Source organism: Streptomyces sp. HUAS 15-9 (assembly GCF_025642155.1).
Classification (GTDB): Bacteria; Actinomycetota; Actinomycetes; order Streptomycetales; family Streptomycetaceae; genus Streptomyces.
In genome coordinates this window covers 1,999,224-2,011,350 of record NZ_CP106798.1, presented here as the reverse complement: position 1 = coordinate 2,011,350, position 12,127 = coordinate 1,999,224, and the positions used below count along the sequence as shown (strand labels likewise).

The 12,127-nt window shown below is 71.8% G+C and carries 12 protein-coding genes; 7 read left to right on the top strand and 5 right to left on the bottom strand.

Annotated elements, in window-relative coordinates; all coding sequences use genetic code 11:
- Window positions 1-63: 63 nt before the first annotated feature.
- Together N8I87_RS09170 and N8I87_RS09165 are read right to left on the bottom strand one after the other, a co-directional pair.
- Window positions 64-1,467 carry a metallopeptidase TldD-related protein gene (locus N8I87_RS09170; RefSeq protein WP_263207194.1) on the bottom strand — a complete coding sequence of 468 codons (1,404 nt, stop codon included), beginning with the start codon at window positions 1,465-1,467 and terminating at the stop codon, window positions 64-66.
- A complete protein-coding gene (locus N8I87_RS09165) occupies window positions 1,464-2,987 on the bottom strand; it encodes a TldD/PmbA family protein (protein WP_263207192.1) in 1,524 nt (507 codons plus the stop codon). The genes N8I87_RS09170 and N8I87_RS09165 overlap by 4 nt, the downstream gene beginning before the upstream one ends.
- A gap of 461 nt (window positions 2,988-3,448) precedes the next feature.
- Between N8I87_RS09165 and fabG the strand changes: the two genes are divergently transcribed.
- The 3 genes from fabG to N8I87_RS09150 all read left to right on the top strand — a co-directional run bounded on the left by fabG (window position 3,449) and on the right by N8I87_RS09150 (window position 5,474).
- Window positions 3,449-4,168 carry a 3-oxoacyl-[acyl-carrier-protein] reductase gene (fabG, locus tag N8I87_RS09160; RefSeq protein ID WP_263207190.1) on the top strand — a complete coding sequence of 240 codons (720 nt, stop codon included), beginning with the start codon at window positions 3,449-3,451 and terminating at the stop codon, window positions 4,166-4,168.
- Window positions 4,169-4,173: 5 nt separating this feature from the next.
- Window positions 4,174-4,941, top strand: a complete 768-nt coding sequence (fabI, locus tag N8I87_RS09155) for an enoyl-ACP reductase FabI (RefSeq protein WP_263207188.1) — start codon at window positions 4,174-4,176, stop codon at window positions 4,939-4,941.
- Between the two features lie 182 nt (window positions 4,942-5,123).
- On the top strand, window positions 5,124-5,474 hold the full coding sequence (locus tag N8I87_RS09150; RefSeq protein WP_263207186.1) for a hypothetical protein: 351 nt from the start codon (window positions 5,124-5,126) through the stop codon (window positions 5,472-5,474).
- Here the strand turns inward: N8I87_RS09150 and N8I87_RS09145 are convergent.
- The gene (locus tag N8I87_RS09145; protein ID WP_263207184.1) at window positions 5,452-6,144 is read right to left on the bottom strand and encodes a FadR/GntR family transcriptional regulator; all 693 of its coding nucleotides are present in this window, start codon (window positions 6,142-6,144) and stop codon (window positions 5,452-5,454) included. The two genes, N8I87_RS09150 and N8I87_RS09145, sit on opposite strands and share 23 nt — an antisense overlap.
- A gap of 82 nt (window positions 6,145-6,226) precedes the next feature.
- Here N8I87_RS09145 and N8I87_RS09140 point away from each other — a divergent pair, with 82 nt between their 5' ends.
- From N8I87_RS09140 to N8I87_RS09125, 4 genes are all read left to right on the top strand, one after another.
- On the top strand, window positions 6,227-7,627 hold the full coding sequence (locus N8I87_RS09140) for a CynX/NimT family MFS transporter (RefSeq protein WP_411577209.1): 1,401 nt from the start codon (window positions 6,227-6,229) through the stop codon (window positions 7,625-7,627).
- A 75-nt stretch (window positions 7,628-7,702) separates the two neighbouring features.
- Window positions 7,703-7,819 (top strand): SGM_5486 family transporter-associated protein, encoded by a 117-nt coding sequence (locus N8I87_RS09135; protein ID WP_263207181.1) that lies wholly within the window; start codon window positions 7,703-7,705, stop codon window positions 7,817-7,819.
- Between the two features lie 169 nt (window positions 7,820-7,988).
- Complete coding sequence (locus N8I87_RS09130) at window positions 7,989-8,195, top strand: hypothetical protein (RefSeq protein WP_263207179.1); 207 nt, start codon at window positions 7,989-7,991, stop codon at window positions 8,193-8,195.
- Between the two features lie 78 nt (window positions 8,196-8,273).
- Window positions 8,274-8,792 (top strand): SixA phosphatase family protein, encoded by a 519-nt coding sequence (locus N8I87_RS09125; RefSeq protein ID WP_263207178.1) that lies wholly within the window; start codon window positions 8,274-8,276, stop codon window positions 8,790-8,792.
- Window positions 8,793-8,883: 91 nt separating this feature from the next.
- Here N8I87_RS09125 and serB read toward each other — a convergent pair whose 3' ends face one another.
- Together serB and N8I87_RS09115 are read right to left on the bottom strand one after the other, a co-directional pair.
- Window positions 8,884-10,092, bottom strand: a complete 1,209-nt coding sequence (gene serB, locus N8I87_RS09120) for a phosphoserine phosphatase SerB (RefSeq protein ID WP_263207176.1) — start codon at window positions 10,090-10,092, stop codon at window positions 8,884-8,886.
- 148 nt (window positions 10,093-10,240) lie between these two features.
- Window positions 10,241-12,118 carry a streptophobe family protein gene (locus N8I87_RS09115; RefSeq protein ID WP_263207175.1) on the bottom strand — a complete coding sequence of 626 codons (1,878 nt, stop codon included), beginning with the start codon at window positions 12,116-12,118 and terminating at the stop codon, window positions 10,241-10,243.
- Between the last annotated feature and the right edge of the window lie 9 nt (window positions 12,119-12,127).

The window sequence follows — 12,127 nt, the reverse complement described above, 5'->3', positions numbered from 1 at the left end:
TTCTCGTGTCTCCTTGGTGTCTTCGGGCAGCCGGGTGACAGCCGACTGCGCATGCCTACGAGGTTATACGCCCTGACTGACAGAGCTCATATTGAAGTCCGGCACCCGCAGCGCAGGCATCGCGGCCCTGGTGAACCAGTCGCTCCACTCCCGGGGCAGCGTCTTTTCCGTGCGCCCGGCCTCGGTCGCCCGCCCCAGCAGGTCCACCGGGGACTCGTTGAACCGGAAGTTGTTCACCGCGCCGGTCACCTCGCCGTTCTCGACGAGATAGACGCCGTCCCGGGTCAGGCCCGTGAGCAGCAGCGTCGCCGGATCGACCTCGCGGATGTACCACAGGCAGGTCAGCAGCAGCCCGCGCTCGGTGGCCGCGACCATCTCCTCCAGGGAGCGGTCCTCGCCCCCGTCCAGGATCAGGTTCCCGCCCGCCGGGGCCACCGGCAGCCCGGTCAGACCCGCGCTGTGCCGGGTGGTCGTCAGATGCTTCAGTTCCCCATTCGCGACCCAGTCGACGGTGCCCGTCGGCAGCCCGTTGTCGAACACCGACTGATCGCCGCCGGAGGAGTGCGCGACGACGAACGGCGCGGACTCCAGACCCGGCTCGTTCGGGTCGCTGCGCAGGGTCAGCGGCAGCTCGGTCAGCTTCTCGCCCAGCCGGGTGCCACCACCAGGCTTGGAGAACACCGTGCGCCCCTCGGCCGCGTCCCGGCCCGACGCCGACCACAGCTGGTAGATCAGCAGGTCGGCCACGGCGGTCGGCGGCAGCAGCGTCTCGTAACGGCCCGCGGGCAGCCCCACGCGCCGCTCGGCCCAGCCGAGGCGTACGGCCAGCTCCGCGTCGAGCGCGCCCGGGTCGACGTCCTTGAAGTCCCGCGTGGAGCGCCCCGCCCACGCCGAGCGCGTACGGTCCGGGGACTTGGCGTTGAGCTCCAGCGTGCCGTTGGGCTGGTCGTGCCGCAGCCGCAGGCCCGTGGACGTGCCGAGATAGGTCGACACGAGCTCGTGGTTGGCGAAGCCGTACAGCTCACGGCCGCCCGCACGCGCGCGTGCGAAGGCCTCGCCGAGCGCCGGGGCGAAGTCCGCGAACACCGCCGACGAGGTCTCGGCCGGCGCGTCCGTGAAGTCCGGCGACCGAGGTACGTCCGTGACCAGCGGCTGCGCGTCCTCGGCGGGCCCGGCGCCGCGCGCGGCGGCCTCGGCGGCCCGGACCAGCGGCTCCAGGTCATGTGCGGTCACGGCCGAGCGGGACACGACGCCCGAGGCCGTGCCCTCCTTGCCGTCCACGGTCGCCACGACGGTGAGGGTGCGCCCGCGCGTGACGCCGTTGGTGGTCAGCGCGTTGCCGGCCCAGCGCAGATTCGCGGTCGAGTGCTCGTCGGCGATGACGACGCAGCCGTCCGCCCGGGACAGCTCCAGAGCGCGCTCGACGATCTCGTGCGGCTTGTACGCCTTGCTGCTGCCCGCGCTCATCGACCGGCCTCCTGGGTGGTGTTGAGGATGTTGACGCCCTTGAAGAGAGCGGAGGGGCACCCGTGCGACACGGCGGCCACCTGCCCCGGCTGGGCCTTGCCGCAGTTGAAGGCGCCGCCCAGGACATAGGTCTGCGGGCCGCCGACGGCCGCCATGGAGCCCCAGAAGTCGGTGGTCGTCGCCTGGTAGGCGACGTCCCGCAGCTGACCGGTGATCCGCCCGTTCTCGATCCTGAAGAAGCGCTGTCCGGTGAACTGGAAGTTGTAGCGCTGCATGTCGATGGACCAGGACCGGTCCCCGACGACGTAGATGCCCCGGTCGACACCCCCGATGAGGTCCTCCGTGGACAGCCCCGCCGGATCCGGCTGGAGCGACACATTGGCCATGCGCTGCACGGGCACATGCCCGGGGGAGTCGGCGAACGCGCACCCGTTGGACCGGTCGAACCCGGTCAGCTTCGCGATCCTGCGGTCCAGCTGGTAGCCGACGAGCGTGCCGTCCTTCACCAGGTCCCAGGACTGCCCCTCGACGCCCTCGTCGTCGTACCCGATCGTCGCCAGGCCGTGCTCCGCGGTGCGGTCACCGGTGACGTTCATCAGGTCGGAGCCGTACCGGAGCTTGCCGAGCTGGTCGAAGGTGGCGAACGAGGTGCCGGCGTACGCGGCCTCGTAGCCGAGCGCCCGGTCCAGCTCGGTCGCGTGCCCGATGGACTCGTGGATGGTCAGCCACAGATTGGACGGGTCGACGACCAGGTCGTACAGGCCCGCCTCCACGCTCGGCGCGCGCATCTTCTCCGCGAGCAGCTCCGGGATCCGCTCCAGTTCGCCCTCCCAGTCCCAGCCGGTGCCGGTGAGGTACTCCCAGCCGCGTCCGACCGGCGGCGCGATGGTCCGCATCGAGTCGAACTCGCCGCTCGACTCGTCGACCGAGACCGCCGTCAGCTGCGGATGCAGCCGCACCCGCTGCTGGGTGGTGACGGTCCCCGCGGTGTCGGCGTAGAACTTGTTCTCGTGCACGGTGAGCAGCGACGCGTCGACGTGATCGACCCCGCTCGCCGCGAGCAGCTGTGCGCTCCAGTCCGTCAGCAGTGCCGACTTCTCCTCGTCGGGCACCGAGAACGGGTCGATCTCGTACGAGGAGACCCACATCCTGTCGGCGTGCACCGGCTCGTCGGCGAGCTCGACCCGCTCGTTCGACCCGGCCGCCCGGATCACCTGGGCGGAGAGCTTCGCCATCGCGACGGCCTGCGAGGCGACCTTGGCGGCGGCGTCGAGGGTCAGATCCACGCCCGACGCGAAGCCCCAGGTGCCGCCGTGCACGACCCGCACGGCGTACCCGAGGTCGGTGGTGTCCGACGAGCCGGCGGGCTTGGCGTCCCTGAACCGCCAGGACGCGCTGCGCACCCGCTCGAACCGGAAGTCCGCGTGCTCGGCCCCGAGCGCACGCGCGCGTGCCAGCGCGGCGTCGGCCAGGGCGCGCAGGGGTAGCGCCAGAAATGTCGGATCGATTCCGTGGGCCACAGGAGGCTCCCCCAAGTCGATGAGTTCTCTTCTGCTCAAGCGGATGTCGTGCGAGGTGGACGCGCCGCAGTGAAGTATGTCGCGCGGCATGACGGGGTCGTAGTGGATATCCGCGCGGCGATGCGCCGAGCCGCTCCGCTACCGCCGTGCGCTCCTACCTCAGAGTGATCACGAGGTGGCATTATGACGCCCCCGCGCGGGCGGGGGAGTGACATTCGCGCCCGACTGTGGACGGCCGACGGGCCGGGCATCCGCGAGGGACCCCGCTCATTGGTCCGCCGGCCTCGCCCTGGCGCACCGCCGCCCGGTCGAAACTGTAGGGATCCAACAGCGACACCCCCATGCCACTGTCGGTGCCCGCTTCACCTCGGGCGGCCCCCTACCGATAGGTTTTCGATGAAGCCGCCTGTCATCCAGCTGTTCGGGCGGGTGTGTCAGACCGCTATCGAAAGGGTGATCCGTTGAGCCGCTCGGTTCTCGTCACCGGAGGCAACCGGGGCATCGGCCTCGCCATCGCCCGCGCATTCGCCGACGCCGGCGACAAGGTCGCGATCACGTACCGCTCTGGTGAGCCGCCGGCCGCCCTGACGGACCTGGGCTGCCTCGCCGTCAGGTGCGACATCACCGACGCCGAGCAGGTGGAGCAGGCCTACAAGGAGATCGAGGCCCAGCACGGCCCCGTCGAGGTCCTCATCGCCAACGCCGGCATCACCAAGGACCAGCTCCTGATGCGCATGAGCGAGGAGGACTTCACCTCGGTCATAGACACCAACCTCACCGGCACTTTCCGCGTGGTGAAGCGCGCCAACCGCGGCATGCTGCGCGCCAAGAAGGGCCGTGTCGTCCTCATCTCGTCGGTCGTCGCGCTGTACGGCGGCCCCGGCCAGGCCAACTACGCCGCGTCCAAGGCCGGACTCGTCGGCTTCGCGCGCTCCCTCGCCCGCGAGCTGGGCTCGCGCAACATCACGTTCAACGTCGTCACGCCCGGCTTCGTCGACACCGACATGACCAAGGCGCTCACCGACGAGCAGCGCGCCACCATCATGGGGCAGGTGCCGCTCGGCCGGTACGCCCAGCCGGAGGAGATCGCCGCAACGGTGCGGTTCCTCGCCTCGGACGACGCCTCGTACATCACTGGAGCCGTCATCCCTGTTGACGGCGGACTGGGAATGGGTCACTGATCACCATGAGCGGAATTCTCGAGGGCAAGCGCGTCCTGATCTCCGGTGTGCTGATGGAGTCCTCCATCGCCTTCCACGCCGCCAAGCTGGCCCAGGAGCAGGGTGCCGAGATCATCCTGACCGCGTTCCCGCGGCCCACACTCACCGAGCGCATTGCCAAGAAGCTCCCCAAGCCCACCAAGGTCGTCGAGCTCGACGTCACCAACGACGAGCACCTCGCGCGCCTGGCCGACGTGGTCGGCGAGGAGCTCGGCGGCCTCGACGGCGTCGTGCACTCCATCGGCTTCGCCCCGCAGGACGCGCTCGGCGGCAACTTCCTCAACACGCCGTTCGAGTCGGTCGCCACGGCCATGCACGTCTCGGCGTTCTCCCTGAAGTCGCTGACCATGGCCTGCCTGCCGCTGATGCAGAACGGCGGCTCGGTCGTCGGTCTCACCTTCGACGCCTCCTTCGCCTGGCCGCAGTACGACTGGATGGGCCCGGCCAAGGCCGCCCTGGAGGCCACCAGCCGCTACATCGCGCGTGACCTGGGCAAGCAGAACATCCGCTGCAACCTGATCTCCGCGGGCCCGCTCGGCTCCATGGCCGCCAAGTCCATCCCGGGCTTCGGCGAGCTGGCCTCCGTGTGGGACAACCGCTCCCCGCTGGAGTGGGACCTGAAGGACCCCGAGCCGGCCGGCCGCGGCGTCGTCGCCCTGCTGAGCGACTGGTTCCCGAAGACCACCGGCGAGATCATCCACGTGGACGGCGGTCTGCACGCCGTCGGCGCCTGACCGGCACCGCCGAGGCCCGAGCCGGGACCGGGGCCCGCACCCTTCGGGGGTGCGGGCCCCGGTCCGTGCGCGCGTCACCCGTTCGGCTCCCCGGCCGGGCGCGGACGTGCGGCGACGGCGCACTCTGGAGTGCGAGTCCACCTCGCTGAGTCCCTCCCCAGCACGGCCGAGGAGGTCCCCTTGTGCGCCTGTCCCACAGTCTGGCCTCACTGACCGTCGCCGTCGCTCTCGTGCTGTCCCTGCCGTACGAGGCGTTGCCGCACGCACGCGTGAAGGACAACAGACCCCCGGCCCCGTCGCTGTTCGGGTCGGAGTGCCGTACGAGCGTCCGCGGCTCCCATGTCGTGGCCTACTGCCACAACCCCTATGTCGACACCGATCGCGTGAGCCTGCACATCGAGTGCGCCCGCTGGTGGGACCTCGACACCGACGGCGACCCGGTCGACACCGGGCCCGCGATGACCGTACGGCTCTCCGGCCGGTGCTGGAAGGAAGTCGGCTCGGTGTGGATCAGCCACCAGAAGGCGGACTGAACCGCCCCGGACGGCACAGGAACGGGTAGCTCGCGGCCTCCGCCGCGGCCGCCTCAGCGTCGCCCGTGCGGATCGCGTCGACGAGCCGGGCGTGGTCCATGTGCGTCTCGGGCGTCAGCACCTCGCCGACGTCCGCGCGCAGCCAGTCGCGCAGCACCTCGCCCAGGTCGGCGTACATCGCGGTCATGACCTCGTTGTGGGAGGCGGCCACCACCGCCAGATGGAAGGTCGCGTCCGCCGTCACGAAGGCCTCCGCGTCACCCGAGGCCCAGACCTCCTCGCGCCGCACGAGGAGCGCGTCGAGCTGTTTGAGGTCCTTCTCGGTGCGCCGCTCGGCGGCCAGCTGCGCCGCCGCCGACTCCAGCGTGGAGCGCAGCTCGGCGATGTGCCGCGGGTCGGCGCCGGAGAAGCGGCGCTGCATGACGCCCGCCAGCTCGCTGGTGGCGACCACATAGGTGCCGGAGCCCTGGCGGATGTCCAGCAGACCGTTGTGCGCCAGCGCCCGCACCGCCTCGCGGACCGTGTTGCGGGCGACGCCGAGTTGCTCGACCAGCTCCGGCTCGGTCGGGATGCGTGAGCCGACCGGCCACTCGCCCGAGGTGATCTGGTTCCGCAGTTCGGCGATGACCTGCTCGGACAGCGCCGAGCGGCGGGGATGGCTCAGGGGCATGGCACACCTTCGCACGAGAGGGCCGGAAGGAGACGGTCCAGGGATGGACAACCAATCATCCTATGATTCTATGATGGACTTCATGGTGAGCGAGGAAGCCCGGACGAGGATGACGAGGATGTCGACAACCGCATGCGCCGCGCCCCCTGGCGCCGAACGCACCAAGGCCCCGGGCGCCGGATGCGCAGGGGCCTCGGACGCCGATGAAACCCCGGCCCCGGCTGTCCATGGCACCCCCGCCCCGGAAGCCGACGGCACCCCGGCCCCCGCCACGCGCGCGTGGGCGACACGGCTGCTCGTCGTCGGCATCGTGCTCGCGGCGCTGAACCTCCGCCCCGCCATCACCAGCCTCGGCGCGCTCCTCGAAGAGGTCCGCGACGGGCTGGGCATGAGCGGCAGCGTGGCCGGGCTCCTCACCTCGGTGCCCCCGCTCTGCTTCGCCGTCTTCGGCGTCACGGCACCCCGCCTCGCGCGCCGCTTCGGCCCGGCCGCCGTCGTGTGCGCCGGCCTGATCGCCATCACGACGGGCCTGCTCATACGGCCCTACATCGGGTCGACGGCCGGATTCCTGGCCGCCAGCGCGCTCGCCCTCATGGGCATCGCGGTCAGCAACGTCCTGATGCCGGTCATCGTCAAGCGCTGGTTCCCGGACCGGGTGGGCCCCATGACCGGCCTGTACTCGATGGCCCTCGCCCTCGGCACCTCGGCCGCCGCGGCGGTGACCGTGCCGATGACCGACGCGCTCGGCGGCGGCTGGCAGCCGGGGCTCGCCGTGTGGGCGGTGCTCGCTGGGGCGGCGACCCTGCCGTGGATCGCGCTGGTACGGCACCGGGAGGCGGCGCCCGTACCCGAAGAGCCCGTACGGCAGGCACGCGCGCGTGCGCAGCGGCCGCCCGCGCTGCGGATCACCCGGAGCCGTACGGCCTGGGCGCTCGCCGTCTTCTTCGGGCTCCAGGCCACCGCCGCCTACATCACGATGGGCTGGATGGCGCAGATCTTCCGTGACGCCGGCGTCTCGGCGAGCACGGCGGGGGTGCTCCTCGCCGTGACCATGGTGATGGGCGTGCCGCTGGCCTTCGTCATCCCCCGGCTCGCCACCCGGCTGCCCCACCAGGGGCCGATCGTGCTGGTGCTCGGCGGGTGCGGGCTGGCCGGCTACGCGGGCCTGTACTTCGCTCCGGCCGCCGGTGCCTGGGCCTGGGCCCTGCTGCTCGGCGTGTCCAACTGCGCCTTCCCGCTGGCCCTCACGATGGTCGGCATGCGGGCCAGGACCGGTGCGGGCGTCGCCCAGCTCTCCGCGTTCGCGCAGAGCACCGGCTATCTGATCTCCATCCCCGGGCCGCTGCTGGTCGGCGTGCTCTACCAGCACAGCGGCGGCTGGGGCCTGCCGATCGCCCTCATGGCCGGGCTGATGCTCCCGCAGATGGTGGTCGGCGTCCTGGCGGGCCGCGACCGGACCGTGGAGGAGGAGGCGGGGCGCTGAGTTCACCCGCTCGAGTTCACCCGCCGCGCTCACCCCGGCGGTCCCGGCGGGGGAGGAGGGTGCGAGACTGGCCGCATGCCTGTGCTCGACCCGAACCCCCCGAACGGCCAGAAGAAGATGCTGATCATCTTCGGCTCGTTCTTCGTCATCTTCGTGCTCATCGCCATCGTCGCGACCATCGCGTCCCCCTGACCACGGCCCCCGCGGCCGATGGTGGTGCTGGCACCACCATCCCCTAGGGGGTGAGTGTCAGGGTCAAGTGGGTGGATCACCGGATGGGTTGGCGGCGGCGGATTCCGTAGTTTCGAGTTGTGCCCGCGTGACGCGGTCACGGACCACTCGCAGACCAGCGGAGGCGATCATGTCGGCCCGTACGCACACCCGGCCCCACCCGGCGACCACGGGCGGCGTCGACATCCGGCTGCCCTGGTGGGCCCTCGCCCTGCCCGCGCTCGCCTTCGTCACCCTGCTCCTGCTGATACTCAACCCGTCGGACGCCCACGCGGCCACCGGCGACCCCGCGGTCACCCACCTCGTCGAGCGCGTGCAGCAGCTGGTCACGCACTAGGCCCAGGGGCGTCCCGCACCGCAAATCCGCATGTCAACTCCCTGCGCCGCATGGCCTGTTTCATGCGAAGCTGGGCCCATGAGCGTCGCAGAACCCCGCAGGATTGTCCTCTTCCGGCATGCGAAAGCCGACTGGCCACAGATGACCGACCATGAGCGACCCCTCGCTGAGCGGGGCCGCACGGACGCCGCAGTCGCCGGACGCAAGCTGACCGACACCGGAATCCCGTTCGATCTGGCCCTGTGCTCCACCGCGGTCCGTACCCGCGAAACCTGGAAGCTCGCCGTCCACGAGTTCCCGCACCGGCCGAAAACCGTCTACGAGGAGCGGCTCTACGAGGCCTCGCCCGGTGAGCTGATCGCCGTGCTCAACGAGGTCCCGGACGACGCCCAGAACGTGATCCTGATCGGTCACAACCCAGGGGTGCACGGCCTGGCCGAGATCCTGTCCGGCTCGTCCGACGACGGCGCCCGCGAGTGGATGAACCGCCGCGGCTTCCCCGCCGCCGCCTTCGCCGTCGTGTCCTACAGCGGCTCCTGGAAGAGCCTGGAGCCGGGCGCGGGCGAGCTGACCGACTACTGGGCGCCGTCCGAGTGACCCCGGCCGTGTGACGGTACGCGTCGAGGGGCCCGGCACCAGCGCGGTGCCGGGCCCCTCGTACGCGTCCGGTCGCGTCCGGTCGGGTGGCTCAGGCCTCGTCGTGCGTGTCCGCCGCCTCGACCTCTTCCCGGGTGACGCCCAGCAGATAGAGCACCGTGTCCAGGAAGGGGAAGTTCACCGCGGTGTGCGCGGCCTCGCGGACGACGGGCTTGGCGTTGAAGGCCACGCCCAGTCCGGCCGCGTTCAGCATGTCCAGGTCGTTGGCGCCGTCGCCGATCGCCACCGTCTGGGACAGCGGCACACCTGCCTCGGCGGCGAACCGGCGCAGCAGCCGCGCCTTGCCCGCCCGGTCCACGATCTCGCCGATGACCCTGCCGGTCAGCTTCCCGTCGACGATCTCCAGGGTGTTGGCCTGGGCGAAGTCCAGCCCGAGGCGCTCCTTCAGATCGTCCGTCACCTGGGTGAACCCACCGGACACCACGCCCACTTGGTAGCCGAGCCGCTTCAGCGTACGGATCAGGGTGCGCGCACCCGGCGTCAGCCGCACCTCGCCGCGCACCTTCTGCACCACGGAGGCGTCCAGCCCCTCCAGCAGGGCCACGCGCGCGTGCAGCGACTGCTCGAAGTCCAGCTCCCCGCGCATCGCGGCCGCCGTGACCTCGGCGACCTTGTCCTCGCAGCCCGCGTGCGCGGCGAAGAGCTCGATCACCTCGTCCTGGATGAGGGTGGAGTCGACGTCCATGACCACCAGGCGCTGGGCACGCCGGTGCAGCCCCGCCGACACGACCGCGATGTCGACGCCGAGCGCGGTCGCGTCGGACACCAGGGTGGTGCGCAGCGGCTCGGTCTCCACGCCGGACACCGCGAACTCGACCGCGGTCACCGGGTACTTGGCGAGCCGGAAGATACGGTCGATGTTGCCGCCGGCCTTGGCGATCCTGGCGGCGATGGCGGCGGTCGACTCGGCGGTGAGGGGGTGGCCGAGGACGGTCACCAGGGAGCGGCCGTGGCCACGCGGGCGGTTGTCGCCGTGACCGGAGATGATCTCCGCCTGCATCTTCACCGACTCGGCCCAGCTGTGCACGGTGGCCCGGAGGTCGCCCTCCACCCCGGCGGACGGCTGGGTCACGAGCGCGCAGAGCACCAAGCGGCCACGCGTGACGACCTGCTCGATGTCGACCACGTCGACCGAGTAGGCGGCAAGGGTGTCGAAGAGGCCGGCCGTGATGCCCGGCCTGTCCTTGCCGAAAATCTTGACGAGGAGGGTGGGGACCTCGGAGGTCTGCGAAGCACTCATGGTGTATCCACCGTATCCGGCACCCAGTGCCTTCTGCCCATGTGGTCCGCCTAGCGGACAGGGAACAGTGGATGACGGAGCAGTGTCGGGCGCCTTACTTCACGGGCACGAGCAGATCACCGGCCGGTTGTCGGCCCGGCCCCGCACATCAGCCGCGCCCCTTCGGCCTCCTCGGCGGAGACGAAGGCGGAGGTGGCGGCGGGGGTGGAGGCGGGGGCGGCGGCCCGTCGTCGGAGGCGGACGCGTTCGGGGGCCGGTCCCCGGGGCGAGGCCCTGGGCGGTGCCGTGGTGGGCGCGGCGGCGGGTCGAACGGCCGCGCCATGGTGGGCGCGCCGTACACGTCGGCGGACGGCGGCGGAGCGCCGTCGGGGAACCGGCCGCCGCCGGGAGCGGGTGGGGTGCTCGGGCGGTTCCGCCCGGGTTTCCGCAGCTCGTCCGGCACCTGGAGGTACGGGTTCGTGTCGGGGTTGGGCGGGCGGTACGGCGTACCGGGCACGTACGGGCCGGACTGCCCGGCGCTCACCGCGTCGCCGCCCCCGGCCCGTCCGGAGTGTCCGGCGTGCTCCGGATACCCGGTGCCGTCCCCCGCGTCACCCAGTGCCAGCGGCGCCGCCCGTCGTCCCGCGGCGCCGGTGGCCCCGGCCAGCAGCGCCCCGGCCGCCCCGGCCCCCGCGCCCCAGACGGCCCCGAGGAGCAGCGCCATGCCCAGATGGCCGTGGAGCTCGATGCCGGCGCCGAACGCGTCGAAGCCGAGCACGGACAGCGAGGCGTCCACGGACACATCCGTCAGCCAGGCGAGCAGGGGCAACGTCAGCGCGGTCGCGATCCCCAGCCGCAGCGCGCACCGCCCCGCGAAACCGAGGGCACCGGAACCCCGTACACCCGACCCCGAAGCCGCAGCAGTACCGGCCCCCGCCCCCACCGGTGTGCGAACCGCCGTGAGCACGCCCGCGAGCAGCATCATCAGGGCCGCCGCCACCCCCAGCAGCCACACCCGCCCGTCCAGGTCCGCCAGCCGGCCCAGCGTCAGCGACTGATCGGACGTCGCGCTCAGCAGCGCGTCGAGGGGGTGGGGCAGCACCGTGACCAGTGCGCCGGTCGCCCTGCCGTCCCACGGCACGAACAGGCCGACGGGGATGCCGAGCCACACCCCGTTGGGCGCGCCCAGGAGTGCCGCGCCCGCGATGCGCCCCGGGTGGTCGTCGCCGATCGCCGCGTACGCCGCCGCCGCGAACCCGGCGGCCACGGCCACGACCAGCACGGTGACGAGCGCCGAGGCCGCGGGCCGTACGACCCGGTGCACGGCCTCCCAGCCGCGCGGCAGGGGAGTACGGCGCGAGGCCAGCAGGGCGATCAGCAGGATGCCGGCGGACCAGCCGAGTCCGCCGAGGAGGGTGGGCGCGGTGTCCACCGTGAAGCCCACCGCGGCCTTCGCGTCGACGAGGTCGCCGATACGGTCGGGCAGCAGTCCGCCGATGTCCCCGAGCCCGGGAATGCTCAGTCCGCCGCCCTTGCCCCCGCCGCCCAGCCCGGGCAGCTTGTCGAGGCCGAGTGAACCCCCGTCGATCGTGATGACGTCGTGTCCCGCCCAGGCCAGCCCGCCCAGCGTGGCCACGAACAGCGCGACGACCGCGCCGGCGCGCGCGAGGAGTTCGGCCGGTGCGATCACAACTCCGGCCGTGCGCAAGGACCGTAGGAACATCCACGACAGCAGCAGGGCACCCACCAGGCTCACCCCGAGTGGCGTGATCTCGATGGCCGTGTGCGCCTCTGCGCCTTTCAGGCCGAAAGCGGACACATCACCGGAAGGCGTGACCGAACCACCCGCCCCGAGCGCCACAACAGCCGCCGTCATCGGGCCCAGTGAGCCCGCCGCGTCCGCCCGCAGCAGATGCAGGCCGAGCGCGGCCGTGCCCGCCATTCCTATCAACGCCCAGCTCACCGCGGCGATCGCGGACAACAGGACGTCCGCCCACGGCAGCCTCGCGCCGTGCCCAGCGGTCCCGACTTCCGTGGCAGCGCTCATGGCAGCCCC